General features: G+C 36.4%; 18 protein-coding genes and 2 riboswitches. Of the genes, 6 read left to right on the top strand and 12 right to left on the bottom strand.

From position 1 onward, the window contains the following. Positions 1-16: 16 nt before the first annotated feature. Entirely contained in the window at positions 17-280 is a 264-nt protein-coding gene (locus tag K9V48_RS16205; protein ID WP_224140072.1) for an aspartyl-phosphate phosphatase Spo0E family protein, read from the bottom strand. A 562-nt stretch (positions 281-842) separates the two neighbouring features. On the opposite strand from K9V48_RS16205, the gene K9V48_RS16200 reads away from it, so the two are divergent. Beyond that, a complete protein-coding gene (locus K9V48_RS16200; RefSeq protein ID WP_438803898.1) occupies positions 843-1,604 on the top strand; it encodes a divergent polysaccharide deacetylase family protein in 762 nt (253 codons plus the stop codon). Between the two features lie 93 nt (positions 1,605-1,697). Here K9V48_RS16200 and K9V48_RS16195 read toward each other — a convergent pair whose 3' ends face one another. The 5 genes from K9V48_RS16195 to K9V48_RS16175 form a co-directional block, all read right to left on the bottom strand. Continuing rightward, positions 1,698-2,240, bottom strand: coding sequence for a 1,2-dihydroxy-3-keto-5-methylthiopentene dioxygenase (locus K9V48_RS16195; RefSeq protein WP_224140070.1), 543 nt, complete (start codon positions 2,238-2,240; stop codon positions 1,698-1,700). A 183-nt stretch (positions 2,241-2,423) separates the two neighbouring features. Continuing rightward, positions 2,424-3,071 carry a methylthioribulose 1-phosphate dehydratase gene (locus K9V48_RS16190; protein WP_224140069.1) on the bottom strand — a complete coding sequence of 216 codons (648 nt, stop codon included), beginning with the start codon at positions 3,069-3,071 and terminating at the stop codon, positions 2,424-2,426. After that, positions 3,068-3,754, bottom strand: a complete 687-nt coding sequence (locus tag K9V48_RS16185; protein ID WP_410429616.1) for a 2-hydroxy-3-keto-5-methylthiopentenyl-1-phosphate phosphatase — start codon at positions 3,752-3,754, stop codon at positions 3,068-3,070. Before K9V48_RS16185 ends, K9V48_RS16190 begins: the two co-directional genes overlap by 4 nt. Continuing rightward, positions 3,727-4,968 (bottom strand): 2,3-diketo-5-methylthiopentyl-1-phosphate enolase, encoded by a 1,242-nt coding sequence (gene mtnW / locus K9V48_RS16180; RefSeq protein WP_224140067.1) that lies wholly within the window; start codon positions 4,966-4,968, stop codon positions 3,727-3,729. Before mtnW ends, K9V48_RS16185 begins: the two co-directional genes overlap by 28 nt. 335 nt (positions 4,969-5,303) lie before the next feature. Next, positions 5,304-5,414: riboswitch (SAM riboswitch) on the bottom strand. A 78-nt stretch (positions 5,415-5,492) separates the two neighbouring features. Continuing rightward, positions 5,493-6,668: a pyridoxal phosphate-dependent aminotransferase gene (locus K9V48_RS16175; protein ID WP_224140066.1), complete on the bottom strand. Its 1,176-nt coding sequence runs from the start codon at positions 6,666-6,668 to the stop codon at positions 5,493-5,495. Positions 6,669-6,773: 105 nt separating this feature from the next. Between K9V48_RS16175 and K9V48_RS16170 the strand changes: the two genes are divergently transcribed. The 5 genes from K9V48_RS16170 (at position 6,774) to K9V48_RS16150 (ending at position 14,166) form a co-directional block, all read left to right on the top strand. Beyond that, positions 6,774-7,562 carry a carbon-nitrogen family hydrolase gene (locus K9V48_RS16170; RefSeq protein ID WP_224140065.1) on the top strand — a complete coding sequence of 263 codons (789 nt, stop codon included), beginning with the start codon at positions 6,774-6,776 and terminating at the stop codon, positions 7,560-7,562. Positions 7,563-7,745: 183 nt separating this feature from the next. Continuing rightward, a riboswitch (SAM riboswitch) is annotated at positions 7,746-7,900 on the top strand. 97 nt (positions 7,901-7,997) lie between these two features. Further along, the gene (gene mtnK / locus K9V48_RS16165) at positions 7,998-9,191 is read left to right on the top strand and encodes an S-methyl-5-thioribose kinase (RefSeq protein WP_224140064.1); all 1,194 of its coding nucleotides are present in this window, start codon (positions 7,998-8,000) and stop codon (positions 9,189-9,191) included. A gap of 241 nt (positions 9,192-9,432) precedes the next feature. Next, positions 9,433-10,485 (top strand): S-methyl-5-thioribose-1-phosphate isomerase, encoded by a 1,053-nt coding sequence (gene mtnA, locus K9V48_RS16160; RefSeq protein WP_224140063.1) that lies wholly within the window; start codon positions 9,433-9,435, stop codon positions 10,483-10,485. Positions 10,486-11,205: 720 nt separating this feature from the next. Continuing rightward, positions 11,206-12,222: an acyltransferase family protein gene (locus K9V48_RS16155; protein ID WP_224140062.1), complete on the top strand. Its 1,017-nt coding sequence runs from the start codon at positions 11,206-11,208 to the stop codon at positions 12,220-12,222. Positions 12,223-12,399: 177 nt separating this feature from the next. After that, on the top strand, positions 12,400-14,166 hold the full coding sequence (locus tag K9V48_RS16150) for a B12-binding domain-containing radical SAM protein (protein ID WP_224140061.1): 1,767 nt from the start codon (positions 12,400-12,402) through the stop codon (positions 14,164-14,166). Positions 14,167-14,288: 122 nt separating this feature from the next. Here the strand turns inward: K9V48_RS16150 and ykzE are convergent, their stop codons facing one another. The 6 genes from ykzE to htpX all read right to left on the bottom strand — a co-directional run bounded on the left by ykzE (position 14,289) and on the right by htpX (position 19,794). Then, positions 14,289-14,465 (bottom strand): protein YkzE, encoded by a 177-nt coding sequence (gene ykzE, locus K9V48_RS16145; RefSeq protein WP_224140060.1) that lies wholly within the window; start codon positions 14,463-14,465, stop codon positions 14,289-14,291. 5 nt (positions 14,466-14,470) lie between these two features. After that, positions 14,471-14,623, bottom strand: a complete 153-nt coding sequence (gene ykzP, locus K9V48_RS16140; RefSeq protein WP_181455775.1) for a protein YkzP — start codon at positions 14,621-14,623, stop codon at positions 14,471-14,473. A gap of 86 nt (positions 14,624-14,709) precedes the next feature. Beyond that, on the bottom strand, positions 14,710-14,847 hold the full coding sequence (locus K9V48_RS16135) for a hypothetical protein (protein ID WP_224140059.1): 138 nt from the start codon (positions 14,845-14,847) through the stop codon (positions 14,710-14,712). A 263-nt stretch (positions 14,848-15,110) separates the two neighbouring features. Continuing rightward, entirely contained in the window at positions 15,111-17,126 is a 2,016-nt protein-coding gene (locus K9V48_RS16130) for a penicillin-binding transpeptidase domain-containing protein (RefSeq protein ID WP_224140058.1), read from the bottom strand. A gap of 130 nt (positions 17,127-17,256) precedes the next feature. Continuing rightward, positions 17,257-18,603 carry a TrkH family potassium uptake protein gene (locus K9V48_RS16125; RefSeq protein ID WP_224140057.1) on the bottom strand — a complete coding sequence of 449 codons (1,347 nt, stop codon included), beginning with the start codon at positions 18,601-18,603 and terminating at the stop codon, positions 17,257-17,259. Between the two features lie 312 nt (positions 18,604-18,915). Beyond that, positions 18,916-19,794, bottom strand: a complete 879-nt coding sequence (gene htpX, locus K9V48_RS16120; protein ID WP_224140056.1) for a protease HtpX — start codon at positions 19,792-19,794, stop codon at positions 18,916-18,918. Between the last annotated feature and the right edge of the window lie 9 nt (positions 19,795-19,803).

The raw sequence follows: 19,803 nt of genomic DNA, 5'->3' as shown, positions 1-19,803 counted from the left end.
TATGGTGGATCATTCGTCATTGCTTCTCTAATATTTGTTCGAAATAACTGTCTGTATGCGCCCACATATTTATCGAAAAGACTAAACCATGAAATCGTCCTGCCTGCTGTTCCTCTTCTAACAATAATTGTTGATATTTATTTAAAAGGATATCTAATTCCTGACTACACTTTATAACACTTTCACTTGTATAACCTTCTCTGTTAGCTGTTATAATCATTTCTTCTCTTCTGTTATTAATCTTTTCAAGAAGCTTAGCTTTTAATCGATCGCGGTTCATCGAGTCCCCCTCCTAGTTATTCGGCAAATCGTTCGTCAACTAAACAAATTATCAACTTACTTGTGAAGTATTACAGATTTTTCTATGTTTGTAAATAGTTTCGCAATTTTAGACAAACTTCTCAAAGCTAAATTTGACATTTTTTAGAACAGAATGCAATTGATAAATTACTTTTGGCACTCCAAAGATTCTACCTATCTATTTTCATTCACATGCGAGCCCTCGTTCTAACTACTAGTAAGAAAAAACGAACCATCCACCACCTTCATTACTTTGCTTCCCTACTAACAATAGCGTTCGGAATATCATTGCCCACTTGTGATAGTAATAGTTCAACACATGATTTTTCATTTGTTGGTTAAAATATAGTTCAACTTCTAATAGTAAGGAGTCGCGACTTGTTACTGACAGCTAGACTTATTAAACAATTACCGTTCATTCCTTCATTCACTAAGATTTTTTCCAATCCACATATTAGAATTTAAGCAATTACTGAATGGTAAAATGGAGAATTGTTCAGCTCGTATTCACAATAAAGATAAGGGAGGAAATATAGATGAGAATGCTCCTATTGTTCAGCGTCGTTCTTTTAGCTTTTGTTCCATATACTGCTCATGGAACAAACACCAAACAAAAACAGGTTGCTATCGTTATTGATGATTTTGGTAACGGTATGAAAGGAACAGAAGAAATTTTATCGTTGCCCCTTCAACTTACAATTGCTGTGATGCCATTTCTCCCGACCACGGAAAAAGATGCAACACTTGCCCACAAGAAAGGCCATGAGATCATTGTTCACCTCCCTATGGAACCGTTACATGGAAAGAAGAGCTGGTTAGGACCAGGTGCAATCACTTCTGATTTAACGGATGATGAAGTGAGAAAGCGTGTAAATGAAGCCATCGATGCTGTTCCACATGCTGTAGGAATGAATAATCATATGGGCTCGAAAATAACAGCAGACGAACGAGTGATGAGAATTATTTTAGAAGTGTGTAAAGAAAGAGGCTTGTACTATTTAGACAGTAAAACGACGAGCAAAAGTGTTGTAGCCACTCTTGCAAAAGAATTACAAGTTCCTTATTTAGAAAACGAGCTTTTCTTTGACGAACAATATACTACAAAGCATATTATTAAGCAGGCAAATTTACTAATGAATAAAATTGAAGTTGATAATGAGATTATTGCCATTGGACATGTAGGCGTTGCTGGAGAAAAAACTGCCTCTGTATTAAAACAATATGTACCATTGGTTATACAAAAAGCCAAAACTGTCACATTATCCGAATTATTTATTTCAAAAGATGTAACCGATTTACAATAGTCCATCATACGCAAGTTAGTATTGTGCTTTTCTACTTACTTCGATTCCAAAAGAACAGCGTAGAAATCAAATAGAATTTCTACGCTTTTCCCTTTATTGATTTACTTCATCTTTTTCTTGATAAGGATGTGCAACCCATCCTTCTGTTTCAATAAATAAACGAACAGCTACAACTTTACGATCTTCCATCAACGTGAAGAAATGCGGGTTGCCTTCTGGTACAGAAATCACATCACCAGCTTCAAGTTCAACATCAAAATAGCCTGTTTGCTCATCGCCCTTGATGATAAAAATACCATGACCAGCAGCGATTGCACGTACTTCATCTTCCGTATGAACGTGAACATTCTCGAACTTCTTAAGTAGTTCATCAAGATTGGGCGTAGCATCTGATAACGTGATGACATCCCATGTTTTATAGCCTCTTCTTCCCGCTAATTCCTCAATGTCTTCTTTAAAAGTAGACAAAATTTCTTCTTTTTCTTGATCATTTAGGTCAAACTTTTCTCTCAAACCTTCAGGAAGTTTACTCATATCCCAATGCTCATAAAGAACACCTTGTTTTTCTAAAAAACTTAGCACATTATCATGACCTTCAATGACTTCTTTCGTATTTCTAACTTTAATTACTGCCATTTTATCTTCTCCTCCATATAAATAATTTTTATTTAAATGAATCAGATTGAAGTATGTTCATCTGATATTATAAAGCAAGACTTCCAACAGTGCACTGTTGGTTAGCGAGACTTATCGGGCTTTTACGGGCAGTTATCCCTCACCCTCGCTTCTTTGATTACCTCAAGGTGAGAGGTAGGGGGATTACTGCCCGTTAATGCGGGATAGATTGTTTTTTATCGCCTTAAAAGATAAAAGCTTTAAATGATATGAAAATAAAAATTCACATGCTTCTAAGTATTTTTTTGCTTCTAATGCAGTTCTTCCCCACACTGTGATTCCGTGGTTTCTTATCAAAACTGCACCTGCATCTTCTTTCACAAACTCACCGAATTCAGTTGCTAATGTAGGAATATGTGCATGATTATAAATAATCGGAATGGTTAATTCAGCATCTTCTTCCCATAATCCACACGCTTTAATGATTTCTTGACCTTTGAAGGTAATACTACCTTTGTCCCCATATAATTCAGAAATCACATTATTATCAACGGTATGAACGTGTAAGCTGCATCCTGCATTTGTTTTATTATAAATTTCTTTGTGAAGAAGGGTTTCATCCGAAGGCTTTAAGTGAGTGTCTCCAACTGGCTTACCTTGACCGTCAACGAGTAAAAAATCCTCATTTGTTTCCTTCGTTTTATCCTTCCCACTCGCGGTTACAAGAAAACTCAGGGGCTGATCATCAACTTTTATCGCCAAGTTTCCACTCGTGCCTGGAAACCAGTCTCTTCTTGCTAACACTCGTTTAATATCTGCAAGCTCTTCCCATCTCGTATCCTTTAAGCTCATGCACGCACCTCCTCTAAACGATCCAACACTTCAATTACGTCGTAAAAAGTTGTAAATGGTTTATGTGGCAGATGTAATTCTTTACTTTTTTCTAAAAGTAAGTCTCTTGCAATGACGAAGTCTGCAAGTTTTGCTGCTTGTAAATCTGTAATCGAATCACCTATCACAATTTTAGCCTGGTCTTCTGTTGTCAATTGTCTAATTAAAGATGGCTTACAGCAGCCACAATGATTATCACAATTTTCATCACAGCTATGAGGCCATTCAATTTTGATCATCTCATTTGAGAAGTCTGCTTTGTTACAATAAATTTGCTCCTCATCAATTAATCCTTCAAGAAGTGGGTATACAAAAAAATCGATGCCCCCACTAACTATGTACAGAGGTATTTGTTTATCTTTTGTATATTGAACAAAATCTTTGAAGCCAGCCCGAATTTGCGCATGATCAAGTATATAATCGACAATTTCGTTTTTTGATGACGAAGGTAATAATTCAAACATTTTACCTACACCTTCTTGTATCGAAATCCCCTGAGATAATACGCCATTTTTTAGCGCATCCCACTCTGGTGGAGCAAACCTCTTCATGATCGCGATGATATTATCCGTCTCAGTGATTGTTCCATCAAAATCACAGATGATTGCTTTGTTTTTCACTTGTATACCTCCTTTGCACCCCATAAATCAATTGCAAGCTTTAAGTTTTCTTCTGAAGCTGCCGCTTGTTTTAAACTGATTCCAGCCAATGTGGCATCAATAGCAGCCCGGAATGCTCTGCCCCCACCGATGGCTCCATTTGGGTGGCCATGAACTCCGCCCCCTGCATTAATAACCGAATCAATGCCAAAGTCTTGAATAAGCAATGGCACAAGCCCTGGATGAATGCCTGCTGAAGGAACTGGGAATGATTGCTTCAGTGAATCTTTCTTAAGACAATTTTTTGCAATTCCAATCGCTTCATTACGATCTAACGCTACACTTCCATATGGTGACGGAAATAATGAAAAATCCGCCCCAGATAAACGTAAGAGCTTGCCTAATAAAAGTGAGCTAGAAAAACCATATAAGCTTGAAGCCGTAGATGCACCACTAACTGCTGGATGTGCCATAATTGGAACAGAAATCTCCGAATCTTCAGCTAAACTTTGAAGTACATCTAGGCCATAAGCAAATACATTGAATAATAAAACATTCGCTCCGAGCTCTGTTGCTCGTTTTGCCTTATCCTTTAATTCAAATGTTTTTCCAGATAAGTTGACAGCATATAATGCTCTATGCCCAGTTTCTTCATACACATTTTTCAATACGTCTTTACCTGCTAAAATACGGTCTTCAAAAGGTGTTAACGGATTCTCAAACAGGATTTCATCGTCCTTGACTAAATCTACACCACCTAAAACCTGTTGCTTTAACTGGTCTTTTAAGTAGGCTAAATCCCTGCCGATCACACCTTTAAAAATGCTCATTAATAAAGGTCTGTCAAATACTCCTACTGATTCACGAATTCCTAAAACTCCAAATGAAGGTCCTGAGAAAAAGGACTGCACTTCCTCTGAAAGTTCTATATCAATTAGTTTTACTTCACCATCTAGTGATAGCTTTCCAAAGACAGTTGTTAAAATAGCAGGAAGATCCTGACTAAAATTTATGCTCGGATAAGCGATTTTTATTTTTCCAATTTTAACCGATTTACCTAAATAATGATTTGTTTTTTCATTATCTTCTAGTTGACTGACTTCAACTACTCTGCCTTTATGGGCCTTTAACTGTTCTTGCTCAAGCAGCGGTAAATCCGTCCATGAACCAACTGTTAGCCCTAAGGCAATACCTTCAGCCTTTTTATTAAGATCACCTTTTGCATCATGTACAAGATATGTTGCAATAACCTCACTCACGTAATACCCTACTTTCTCTTAAAACATTTCAGATTTTCTGAATCTTTTTATTTATCATCTAATTCTATCATTATTGTCGAATTATGCCTAATATTCTGTTACTTTTTCGTGAATTTTCCAAAAATCAGAATGTGATCCGCCATTGACAAATTCACATACCAATTCACTACACTTTCTTGCCACAAATCCTTTTTAGTAAGAACAAAAGCGCAAGCACTAGATGGCGTGCGCTTCTCCACAGTACAAGAATTTTATAATTTCCTAAGTAAACAAAAAGCCCCTCCGACACAAATAGATCGAAGGGGCATACCATGCAAAAAAAAAACAAGCATAACTCCTTATCTATCAGCGAATGCTGCAAGAATTAGCACCGTGCTTAAACGCAATAGGTTAAGTCGGTTGCCGGGCTTCATAGGGCTAGTCCCTCCACCTGCTCTTGATAAGAACGAAACGTTCATAATGAATGATTTAATTAGTTGAAATTATGACAGATACCTTTTTCACTGTCAACTTTTAAAATTATTTCAAAATAATTTTAATGTTTTAATACGTTTTGCTGCTTCCTGTAGTCGTTCTTCAGAAGTTAATAAACCAACACGGACATAGCCCTCACCAAATTCACCAAATCCATTGCCAGGTGCAACAACAACATGTGCTTTCTCTAATAAATAATCTGAAAAATCTTCAGATGATTTAAACTGGCTCGGTACAGGTAGCCAAGCAAAAAATGATCCGGATGGTGCTTTTACATCCCAACCTATGTCACGGAATGCATCAATTAACACATTGCGACGCGATTCGTAAAGAGAAACAAGCTCATCTACACATGTTTGCGGACTTAATAATGCATGTGCAGCGGCTGCTTGAATGGCACTAAATACACTTACATACAAATGATCTTGCAAAAGATTTAAAGATTCAATCACAGATGGATTGCCAATTGCAAATCCAATTCTCCAGCCTGCCATGTTATACGTTTTCGAGAAGGTATAAATTTCGATTCCTATTTCTTTCGCACCTTCTGTTTGTAAAAAGCTCATTGGGCGTTTTCCATCAAAGCCAATTGCTCCATAAGCAAAATCATGAACAACACAAATGTCATTTTCTTGAGCAAAGTCCACTGTCTCCTCGAAGAATTCCTTTGTTGCCGTCGCACCAGTTGGATTATTTGGATAGTTTATAAACATTAGCTTAGCTTTTTCGACAGCGTCCTTTGATAAGCTCTTATAGTCAGGTAAAAATTGATTTTCACTTAAAAGTGGCATCATTTCCATTTTTGCACGTGCGAGCTCAACACCTGACCAGTAATCTGGGTACCCAGGGTCGGGAACGAGGACAACATCACCTGGGTTTAACATACATTGAGGAACTTCAACCAGTCCTGCCTTCCCACCAAATAAAATCGCCACTTCTGTATTTGCATCAATTTTGACGCCATATTCTCTTTCATAAAAAGTTGCTATCGCTTCTTTTAGGAACTGCTGGCCACGGAATGGTGAATATTTATGAAACTTCGGGTTTTCAACTGCCTTTTGCATCGCCTCTACGATATGACTTGGAGTAGGCTGATCTGGATTGCCTTGTCCTAAGTTGATTACATCATGACCTTGTTCAACAATTTTATTTACCTTGGTAACTAAATTCGCAAAAAACTGCTTCGGTAATGTATTTAATAATTGTGATTGCTCAAAGATTTTCATTTTTTCAGCACCTTCTCAAAAAATTCTTGAAATTCTAGTCACAAATCATATATTGTTAGAATCAACTTGTAAAGTAAAAATTATAAAATGAAGGTGTGAATTTCTATGCAACCCGTCATTACTTGCATACAACTTGATATTAAATTTGGTGATCCGCAATTCAATTATCAACAAGTAGAGGAAAAAATTGCACAAACTGTTGAAAATAAAAAATCAACCATAATCGTTTTACCAGAACTTTGGACAACTGGGTATGACCTCACTCGACTAGATGAAATTGCCGATGAAAAAGGTGAGGAAACAAAGCAATTTCTAAGTCGTCTAGCAAAGAAATATCAGATTAATATCGTCGGTGGTTCCATCGCTAAGAAAACCGCGGATAACGTAACAAACACAATGTACATCTTTAATACACAAGGCGAATTTGTCCATGAGTATAGCAAGCTCCATTTATTCAAATTGATGGATGAACATCATTACTTAACAGCAGGAACTGAAAAAGGACTTTTTGAAATTGAAGGAATAAAAAGTGCAGGAGTTATTTGCTACGACATTCGTTTTCCAGAATGGATTCGTGCCCATACTACACAAGGAGCAGAGGTATTATTTGTCGTTGCCGAGTGGCCATTACCTCGCCTAAACCACTGGAGAACATTACTTACAAGTAGAGCAATTGAAAATCAATGCTATGTCGTAGCATGTAATCGTGCGGGCTCTGATCTTAACAATGTATTTGCAGGTCATTCAATGATCATTGATCCTTGGGGTACAATTATCGCAGAAGCTGATGAACAAGCAGGCTCGATTTCTGCCACAATCGACGTTGAAACTGTAAAACAAGTTCGAAGTCAAATCCCTGTTTTCGATGACCGTCTTCCGGAATTTTATAAATAAAACATTGAAGCGACTCGCAAAGCTCGAATTAGACACAAACCTACTTCAAAAATAAAATCTAAGTTTTTTTTATTAATTGTTGACAAATCCAATTAATAATTGATACCATTCTAATCAAGTGTTCTACTTTTCTGAACATACTTAATATATCAACGATTAATTTCATAATATAATCATATTTATCTCTTATCAAGAGTTGGCAGAGGGACTTGGCCCAATGACGCCGCAGCAACCGACCATATAACCATTGAAACATGGGGAATGAAACATTCACCTCAGGTTTCAATAGGGCACGGTGCTAATTCCATCAGAAAGACATTCTTTCTGACAGATGAGAGGTGCGAAGATTCGTCTTCAAGCCTCTTTCATTCGCGAAAGAGGCTTTTCTTATTTTCAAAGAAAAGCCTCCCCAAAACTATTACTGGAGGTATTATTATGTCCGCAAAAAAATCATCTTTATATGAATCATTAACTGAAAGTGGTGCGATTGCTCTTGCAAAGCGTCTCCAACTTTTTGAAGAAAATAGTAACTTAACATGTAATGAAATTGGCGATGGAAACTTAAATTTAGTTTTTAAACTAAATGACATAGAAACTGGGGAAGGCATCATCATTAAACAAGCACTTCCTTACGCAAAAGTAATTGGTGAAAGCTATCCATTAACATTAGATCGTTCACGCATTGAAGCAACTGCACTTTTAAAACAAGGTGAATTTGTTCCTCAGTATGTACCAAAGATTTTATATACTGACGACCAATTGGCCATTACGATAATGGAAGATCTATCACGTCTTCAAATAGCACGTACAGCACTAATTGAAGGAAAAGATTTACCTCTTCTTTCAAAACATATCGGAGAATTCCTTGCAAAAACATTGTTTTACACATCAGATTATGGCTTAAATCAGCATAGTAAAAAATCGTTAGTAAAACAATTCATTAATCCTGATCTATGCAAAATTACTGAAGATCTTGTTTTCACAGATCCATTCTTTAATCACGATTCAAATGATTACGAACCAGAACTTGGCCCGGATGTTGAACGGATTTGGCAGGATCAAGCATTAAAGTTAGAAGTTGCAAAGCTTAAACAAAAATTCCTAACGAAAGCAGAAGCACTTTTACACGGTGATTTGCATACAGGCAGTATCTTTGCAGACGATAAGGAAACGAAGGTCATTGATCCAGAGTTTGCATACTTCGGACCAATTGGTTTCGATATAGGCCAATTTATCGCAAATCTCCTTTTAAATGCGATTTCTCGTGACACTGAAAACCAAGAAGTGCTATACACCCACATTGAAACAACATGGAATGTATTTGCCAAAGAATTTACAACTGCTTGGAAAAAGGATGCTCTTGAGATTTTCACAAAAGTCGACGGCTATTTAGAACATGTATTATCTGAAATATTTGAAGAAGCGATCGGTTTTGCAGGCTGTGAAATCATTCGTCGCACAATCGGTCTCGCACATGTAGCTGACCTCGATTCGATCCAACCGTATGAAAAAAGAATTGTAACGAAGCAGATAGCACTGTCATTAGGTAGCGAACTAATTAAAAATCAAAAAAACATTACGAAGCCCGAACAATTTAAGGAATACGTCAAGCAAGCTGTTACTCTATAAAGCGAGACTTCCATAAGTAAAGGTATTACTAGGATAAATCTAAGTACATGTGGTTTAGCTTATTTTTTGGCAAATTCACTATTTTGCTAGCCTAAATGTGGATTTTAATTCACTTAGCTTGACGTCACTATTTAGCGGATATTCTTAATCCGTGGCACCATATTACAACACAATCATTCAGCATAATCTAGTTAACTTCTAATAGTTAATCGACTAAAGTAGGCAAAGGAGATATAACATCATGACGACAACAAACTTTACAATTCCTCGTTCTGTTATTTGGAAAGATGATTTTATTTCATTATTGAATCAACAAAAACTTCCACATGTAACAGAATACATTGAGTTAAAATCAGTAGAAGACGTTTGGGAGGCTATTCAAACCTTGAAAGTAAGGGGGGCTCCGGCGATTGGAATTGCAGCAGCATTCGGTTTAGTAATAGCTGCTCACAAAGATTCATCTACTACCGTAGCTGAATTTCAAAGAAGCATAAAGGAAAAGCGGGATTATTTAGCAAGCTCAAGGCCAACAGCGATTAATTTAGTTTGGGCACTCGACCGATTAATTCGTAGTATTTCAAACGTTCAATCAATTAATGAGGCGAAAACAACCATTTTACATGAAGCTATCCAAATTCAAGTTGAAGACGAAGAAGTTTGTCGATTAATCGGAGAACATGCGCTATCTGTTTTTAAAAATGGTGATCGCGTTATGACAATTTGTAATGCCGGTTCTATTGCAACTGCAAAATACGGAACAGCATTAGCACCATTTTATTTAGCGAAAGAAAAAGACATTAATATCAGCGTTTATGCATGTGAAACACGTCCAGTTCTTCAAGGTGCCCGCTTAACAACCTGGGAGCTTATGCAGGCTGGCGTGGATGTTACCTTAATTACTGATAACATGGCAGCACACACCATTAAATCAAAAAATATCTCAGCTATCATTGTCGGCGCTGATCGTATTGCTGCAAATGGTGATACAGCAAACAAAATCGGAACTTATAATTTAGCTTTATTAGCATCTGCTTTTCATATTCCTTTCTATGTTGCAGCACCATTGTCAACGTTTGATCCTACTGTATCGAATGGAAATGAAATTCCAATTGAAGAACGAAATCCAGAAGAAGTAACAGAGCTTAACGGAGTTCGCGTTGCTCCTGAAGGTGTAAAGGTATTTAATCCTGCATTTGACATTACACCTAGCGAATTAATCGCTGGAATTATTACGGAAAAAGGAATTTTATCTGGTAATTACAAGGAAGCAATTTCTACTTTATTTCCTGTCTGACGATTCATTACCACTTAAAAACCCCTTAGTTCAATTTTTCAATTGAACTAAGGGGTTTTTAGATTAATGGTTCCGATTCTAACAATCAATGTCCCCACTACTCGTTCAATTTCCCTAACAAGCTGTTCTTTTCCTCTTCACTGATGATATTGAGCTTTGAGAATAATGAAACATAGAAATACACTTTTTTCGTTCGTCTTTGCTTTAACATATAACTTGCCCCTTTCTTTACCTAGCACAACTTTTTTCCCTTACTCAAATAATATGTTGGATGGCTATGTTTGTGACAAGTGCTCCTACCTATTTTTTGAGCTCTACGACAATTGCTTCCATTGAAATGATTTTGTTTTTCTACACCCTTTTGACCAGTCCGAACGACTCAATCATTCTACAAGTTCAATTATCCCCCCTATTCCATTTACAAATTGGGAAAAAAATTAGTTTGATTTTCTCTATAAAAAAACTATTATAGATGTTGGAATATAGAGAATGATTCATAGCAAATCTTACAATCGGATTACACTTCCGTAACAAACCTTATAAAATGATTGATTTGTGCGTAAGATAGTTTATAGTAACTGATAAAGTGAGACCTCCGACAGTGGGGTTCTTACTCCAACCTAACCTCATTGCTTCTCTATAATCTTAATGTAGAGGTTTTATTGCCAGTTAATAATGGGTTTTACTAGGTTAATACTTTTCTAGAAAAAAGGTGAGAACATGAATAACCGTGATAGTTATTTTGATAATGCTAAAGTCTTTTTAATTTTGTTAGTTGTCTTCGGTCATATCATCCGATCATTTATCGACGACAGTCAAATCTTTATGAATATATATAAATTCCTTTATACATTTCATATGCCTGCTTTTATTCTAATCTCTGGATATTTTGCGAAAAGCTTTAGAAAAAAAGGGTATGTGTTGAAAATAGCAAAAAAATTAATACTACCATATCTTATTTTCCAAGGAATTTACTCTGTTTATTATTTTTTCATTGAGAATCAAAGTTCAATGGTCCTTAATCCTCTGGACCCACATTGGTCACTATGGTTTTTAGTTAGCTTATTTTGCTGGAACGTACTTCTTTTTGTTGTCACAAAGCTTCCAACTAGATGGGCACTATTTCTGGCGTTTTCAGTCGGCTTAACGGTTGGTTATATTGATTTCATCAGTAATTATTTAAGCCTATCTAGAACATTTGTCTTTTTCCCGTTGTTTTTAATAGGCTATTATTTAAAAAAGGAGCATTTTGTCATATTTACAAAGGCGCCTGTAAGAGGGATTTCAATCTTTTTATTAATCGTCACATTTATTTCGTACTTCTATCTCGAGTTTGACTATGAATGGCTTTTCGGTTCTAAATCCTATTCCCATTTTGGTGAACCTTCCATCATGAGTGCCATCACTCGACTCGGGTTTTATAGTTTAACAATTATTACATCGATTAGTTTTTTATCCTTAATTCCGAGAAACTATTCATTTTATACGGAATGGGGCACACGAACCTTTTACGTTTATTTACTACACGGGTTTATTATTCAATATATAAGGAATAGTGAGCTATTAGATTGGATGAAGGATTATCAAAGCCTTACATTCATGATCGTATTATCTATCCTTTTAACATCGACCCTATCAACGAACTTCGTAAAAGCAGTTACGCAACCATTTATTGAACTACAAGCATCTACTTTCAGATATTATATAAGGAACTTTACTGAGAAGAGTGTGAGATAATCACTCTTCTTTTTTTATGTCTGTTGAATGTACCTCTTCAAAGTTTTCCATACTATGGGTAAGAGACCAGTAACACAAGTACGTTTTTCTGAAAAATTATGATACAATTAGAAATTGATCGCATGCAATTCATGCATAGGCATTTACAAAATTTTGTTAAAAGTGGTGTTTTTATAAATGAAAATTGTTTTATCAACATTAAATGCTAAATACATTCATACAAGCTTATCAATTCGTTATTTAAAAGCATATGCAGAGCCCGAATACGAAGTTGAACTTGCCGAATATACAATTAAAGATCCGTCGATGAACATCGTGACAGACCTGCATAGGAAAAAACCTGAAATCCTCGGGTTTAGTTGTTATATTTGGAACATTGAAGAAACGATTAAAGTCATTAAAATGATGAAAAAAATTAACCCATCGTTGTTTATTGTACTAGGTGGACCAGAAGTAACCTATGATACAAAAGAGTGGATGGAAAGGATTCCAGAAGTTGATTGTATCATTATGGGTGAAGGTGAACAGTCGTTTAAGCAATTATTAGATGAGTTACATGGTGAACGAAACTTCACAAACGTAAGTGGAATTGCTTTTCGTGAAAACAACTCGGTCCAATTTAAGCCTCAACGAAACAAAGTCGATTTAAAGGAGTTACCATCTCCTTATCGTTTTGAAGAAGATATATCACAGCTCTCGAAGCGTGTTACGTATATCGAAACAAGTCGTGGCTGTCCGTTTAGTTGCCAGTTTTGTTTATCATCTATCGAAGTGGGTGTTAGATACTTTGATCGTGAAAAAATAAAAGATGATATTCGCTATTTGATGAACAATGGTGCAAAAACGATTAAATTCGTTGACCGTACGTTTAATATTAGTCGCAGCTATGCAATGGAAATGTTCCAATTTCTAATTGACGAACACAAGCCAGGAACAGTCTTCCAATTTGAAATAACGGCGGATATTATGAGACCTGAGGTAATTCAATTTTTGAATGACAACGCGCCAAAGGGCTTATTCCGTTTTGAAATCGGTGTACAGTCAACAAATGATCAGACAAATGAGCTAGTGATGAGAAGGCAAAACTTTAATAAGCTGACAAGAACTGTGACAATGGTAAAAGAAGGGCAAAAAATAGATCAGCATTTGGATTTAATTGCTGGGCTACCAGAGGAAGATTACAATTCCTTCAAGAAAACCTTTAATGATGTGTTTAAATTACGACCTGAGGAACTACAACTAGGTTTCCTAAAAATGTTGCGAGGTACTGGTCTTCGCCTTCGTGCTGCTGACCATGATTATGTATATATGGATCATTCCCCTTATGAAATATTAAAGAACAATGTTCTCTCATTTGAAGATATCATTAGCATCAAGCAGGTGGAGGATGTTTTAGAAAAGTATTGGAATGATCATCGGATGGATGAGACAATTGAATATTTAGTTTCAAACGTTTTTTCATCCCCATTCGATTTCTTCCAAGAGTTTGGAACGTTTTGGGACGAAAAAGGTTGGACAAGAATTGGTCATCAATTAGAAGACCTGTACAAACACCTTCATGACTTCCTTGAGAATGCTAAAAATGATGATTTAGACATTGTAAGTGGATTGATGAGATACGACTATTTACGTAATCAAAAATATAAACCTCGTAAACCTTGGTGGAACGATGCATTAACAAAACAGGAAAGAAGTAAAATTTACCGTTCGATCCTAGATAACCCGCTCATCTTAGGCAAGGAATTTGCAAGTAAACAATTATCAGAAAAAGATTTATTTAAACATACCGTTCTTGAAACAATACCTTTTAATGTAAACCATTATTTACAAACTGGAAAAATGATTGAAGAGGATTCAATTGTTCTCGTCCACTATGATCCGATTCAATCAGCAACATCTGTTTACTCAGCAGTGTCTAATGAGCTTGACTCAAAAGTAAGTTAAAAAGTGAGAGATCATCTACTCTCACTTTTTTTGTATAGCGAAATCAAAACTCTTAGTGGCCATGGTTTACTGCCAGTTAACTTACAAACCAAAACGGGCGATGGACAAAGCCAAACTTAGAATTACTTTCGGTTTTTCCCTTCTTTATTCCCTTTATTCTTATTCCCTTCGAGTACTCCATAAATTTGCGCAGCATTCATATCTCCGAGCTCTTGCCCAAATTCTTCTTTTAGAAGATTTTTATGTGTCGGTTTTTTATGATTTTCTAGATTTTTGCTCTTTATATGTTTTTTTGTCATAGTGATTACTTCCCTTGTTTCCCTTTTTTCGAATTACGGTTAGCGCCCTTCATCGGATCATGATCATCATTTATTTCAGCAAATTCAGCATCAGGAAGGCTTTCAGTTGGTGTGAAATTATTTTTTATTGCTTGATTTCGTGTCGCTTTTCTTTTCATTAAAATCACCTCGAATTTATTTTCGATGATACATAAATACTTTTACCTAATTCTCAGTTCCCTATCATAGGTAGTATAAGGAAAAGTTAATCTGCTTGATGTTCATAAGCGATAAGGACGATTTCCTCTCCTGTTTCTTGACGTAGCTTAGACTCCATTTGAAGAAGTGCATCTATTTGTGTTTCGGTTAAATTTGCAACTGGAAAATCCCGATGTTTTTCCACAATCTCACCTCTCTTCTCCTTTACTTTTTCACTTTCATAATCAATTTATGTGCGGGAATACTAAGAAAAGCGCAAGCGCCTTGTTCAGCCTCGGGTAAATAAGACGCTCAGGAATAGAAGGTGTTCTTTGCCTTCAATTCCTGAGTGGCTTAGACCCAAGGGGGGCCGGACGCTTGCGCTGGACAATTCTCGAAGCCTAAACTTATAAATTCTGATACAAAAATAAAAGGCTGACAAAACTCATTTGCCAGCCCTTTACTTCTTTAATTCGAGGTAAACTCTTTAAATACTTGCTTCACTTTCGGTACTACATGGTGGCTTCCACCTTTTCCTTTTACATCCTCAACCATCATTGCTATTAGTAGCTTTGGATCATTAGTATTCACCGCTACAAACCAGCCATTTTCTTTGCCTTCTTTATCTTCTTGTGACTGTTTCAGCTCTGCTGTACCTGTTTTCCCTGCTAATTTCTGTCCTTCAACTTGCGGCTCATAGGCTGTACCATTCGGATTTTGAACAACCTGTTCTAAATCCTGTAAAAGGAGCTGAGCATGGTCAGAGGTGACAATTTGTTCCTTCCAAATAGTTGCTTTCTCCTCAGTTTGTTTTTCTAAATAAGGTTTTATCATATTTCCATTATTCACGAACGTTGTGTATGTGGCTGCAAAATGGAACGGACTCATTTGGAGCTGACCTTGGCCATAGCCTGAATCCGCTAGCAGCTGCTCATTTGTAAGTCCATTAGTCGCAATTGTGGACTTATTAATTGGGAATGGGAAATCAATTTCTTCCTCAAATCCAAATTTCTTAAGTCCATTTGAAAATGTCTCTGCTCCAATCTCTAATGCTAATTGGGCGAAATAAATATTATCAGAATAAATGAGCGCATTTTCCAAATTCACATGTTCAATTTTAGTTGAAACACGGGTAATAAAGTATTTTCCCCAGCTACTATCTTGCTGCCATGATTTCCCTTTAATAACCTTCTCATCGTTCGGTTGGAGTTTTCCTGATTCCAATCCAATCGTAGCAGTTATTGGTTTTATTGAAGATCCTGGTGCATACGTTTTATTGAATCTTGCCATTAACGGTTTTAATGGGTTATCTGCTAATGAGCTATATTTCTCCTTTGACATCCCATATATAAATTCATTTGGATTATAGGATGGACTACTTACCATCGCTAGTGTCTCACCTGTGATTGGGTGTAATGCTACCGCTGTTCCAGGTTCACCGTTTAACTGCTCATATAGTGACTTCTGAAGTTCACTATTAATCGTAATCCTAATATCCTCGCCGTTAACTGGCTCTTTCTCAGCAATTATCTTATCGGTTCCACCCACATAGATTTTATAACCGGTTTCTCCTTTTAGACGATCTTCATAAACTTCTTCAAGTCCAGCTTTACCAACGATTGAACTACTGCTGTAGCCTTTATCCTTTAATTTTTCAAACTCCTCAGCTGTGATGCTGCCAATGTAACCAGTTAAATGTGCTGCTGATTCACCTAATGGATAGACTCTTGATGCTGAATCCCTTTTTAATACAGATGGAAGCGCGACAAGCTGCTCTAAAAGCTTTGTATTAGTTGAATCGATCTTTTTAATTGGGACAAAGTCTTCTGGTCGTACCCACGATTGATTTATTTTCGCATCAATTTCCGCACGATCTAATTCGAGTAATGCTGCAAGTTCTGTTAATACCTCATCATGATTTTCAGGAAGGTTTCCTGGTACAATCCCAATTTCATGTGCTACACCATTTACTGCAAGTCCATTTTGATTTTGGTCAAAGATCTGTCCTCTAGCTGGTGGTTGACTAGAAATTTTCACTTCTTCCCCATCTTCAAGTTGCGGAAAAATCATCGCCGGTAACCAGGTAATAAACCAGTTTTCGCCATCCTCTCTTTCTTCTTTTGTTAATCGAACATCATGCTCGAATGAAATCTCCCCAGCGAGAGTATCCATTGTTAATGAAAATGGGTAAACAATTACTTCTGTTTCACCCTTCTGCTCTTCCTCCGTTGGTTTCTCAAATGTTACGTTAACGTCTTTTGCTGAAATCCCATCATAAATATCCGTATAGCGACTAATAAAATCCTCTTTTGATATAGTTTCCTTCGTACTTGTTGTCAGCATTTCATACATTTCTGAGAACTTTTGATCATTCCATAAATCTATGTATTGAGAAAAACGGTCACTTGCTGTCGGCTTTTCTGAACAAGCGCTTAGAACCAACATCGAAAGTATGAATAATACGAGCATAACAATCTTTTTCATTTCTATCCCTCCTCTTACATATTGTCCCAAAAAGTATATCATAGTGAAGTTGAATTAACCGTATATTTGCATATAGATAAAAGGGTTGTCGCTTTCTACGTAATAGTAGAAAAACAACAACCCTCGACATTTATCCGATTATGACTCTTTCCTTTGGATAATGGAAATTATCCTTTCGTTCCTTTGTACCTAATAAATAAAGAAACGTAAGGATACCTATTCTACCAATAAACATATTGATCATGATAACAACTTTTCCTAGTATACTTAGGTGGGGAGTAATCCCCATAGAAAGGCCGGTCGTTCCGAATGCCGAACAAACTTCAAATAGGATTTCAATTAATGAAAATGGTTCTGAAATCGATAAAATAAGGACTGCAAAAAAACAAATGATCACTGCCATCATTGTTACCATCACTGACTTCATTAAATCTTCCTCATGTAGCTCTCGTTTAAAGATCTTAATTGATTTATTTCCCCTAGCAAAATGAAAAAGAAATAAAAGGTTTAATGCAAAAGTTGTTGTTCGAATCCCTCCACCTACCGAACTCGGTGAAGCTCCGATAAACATTAATGCACACATAATGATGATCGTCGTTTCTGTATACAGACTAACGTCCATCGTTGCATATCCACCACTTCTCGTTGCTGTCGATTGAAACAGCGAATAAAAGAATGTTTCGTGCCATGCCATTCCTTTATAAAAATAAGAATATTCAATACTTGCAATTAGGATTGCACCACCGATAACTAATGAAAAAAAGGTGATTGTCGTAATTTTTGTAAAGAGGGAAAATCGGTATTTTTTATTTTTCGTAAATAAGAAATTTTTCACTTCGATTAGTACTGGAAATCCGATTGCTCCGAGAATAATTAAGATCATGACGATAAATTGGATAAAATAATCGTCAGCAAAAGGAATCAATGATTGTCCAGTAAGATCAAATCCGCCGTTAGTCGTTGCACTAATAGATGTAAAAAAGCCATTCAAAAATGCTTCCTGCCATGTATCATAATAATTTAGGAAGTATAGTCCTAATATTATTCCACCTAATAACTCAATCAGAAGAATCAATATGATTATTTGTTTAATCATGTGAACGACTCCAGATAAGCTTGTCTGGTTTTGATCTCTCATAATCAATTGCCGCTCTCTCAAACCAATTTTCTTCCCAGTTAAAAGCCATACAAATGTAGCAAGGGTCATCACTCCTATCCCTCCAAATTGAAGAACAAAAGCTAAAATAAAGATTCCAGGCACACTGAATGTATCTGCAATAGAAATAGAAGTAAGACCTGTCACACTAACTGCACTCACTGCTGTAAACAAGCCATCAATAAACGTCCACTTAACCCCCGGCTTATGGGCCACAGGCAAGCTCAACAATATAACAGAGACTGTCACAGCTAAAAAGTAATAAGAAACGATTAATTGTACCGGTGTTAATGATTGCAAACGAAGTTTCCATTTATTCATTTCATTTTCATTCCAATCTTACAAAACTCTATGGTGGCGTATTCACGCCAGGATAAATAATCCATGTCCTATATAATAAAGAAAACCAAAGCAAAATTAAAGGGCATTTGCATAAATCATCGAAATTAGAAATATATGATCATTCACTCTTAAGTTTTAGACTTATGTATATGAAAAGCGCAAGGACCTTGATCAGCCTCAGGCATGGCATAAGGCGCAAATGAGTAGAAGGTAGTATTTACCTATAAATTTCTTCAAAGAAAAAAGGGATGACTCATAAGTCTTTAACACCTAAGAGCCATCCCTTTTCTATTATTTTGCTTCTAACCGACTGATCCGATCATCTAAATCCGGATGCGTTGAAAATAAAGACATACCTTTTTTACTAGTAATTTTCAACGATGCTAATGATGTTTGATCATCCCTTATGCGCCCAGTATAATGTTTTAATGAGCGAAGCGCGTGAATCATTTTGTCCTTACCTGCTAAATCCGCACCACCTCTATCTGCATGAAATTCACGATATCTAGAGAAGGCGAAGACGACAAGGCTTCCTAAAATGGAAAAGACCAACTGAAAAATAATCACGGCAACAAAATGAACGATTGGTGCTAAATCTTCCCTTACGAAGCGAGAAACTAGCCACGCTGCAATCCGAGCCAAAAACACCACGAACGTATTAACGATTCCTTGTAATAAGGTCATTGTTACCATATCGCCATTTGAGATATGCGCAATCTCATGTGCAACTACTCCTTCAATTGCATCGTCATCCATTTCATGTAATAGACCTGTAGAAACAGCGACAAGTGAGCGACGTTTAGATGGGCCTGTCGCAAAGGCATTTACTTCAGAAGACTGATAAATTCCAACCTGAGGCATTTTCGTTAATCCTGCTGCTCTAGATAAACGATGCACTCTTTCAACTAACTCCCGCTCAATTGGCGAAAGAGACGCTGAAGGATTTAATACTTGTACCCCCATCATCATTTTTGCCATCCACCGAGACATCGCAAGTGAGATAAACGACCCTGTAAACCCAATAACAGCACTGAAAATAAGTAAGTTTACTAAATCAAGATTACCATTTAGCGATTGATATGGAGAGATATTTAACAGAGATAGAACAATTCCAATCGTTGTTATAACAAGTATATTTGACAAAAGAAAAAGAAAAATACGCTTGGCCATATTTACCTC

The organism is Metabacillus rhizolycopersici (genome assembly GCF_020075705.1).
Note: the sequence above shows the minus strand (reverse complement) of the source record. Positions and strands in the feature narration are given on the sequence as shown.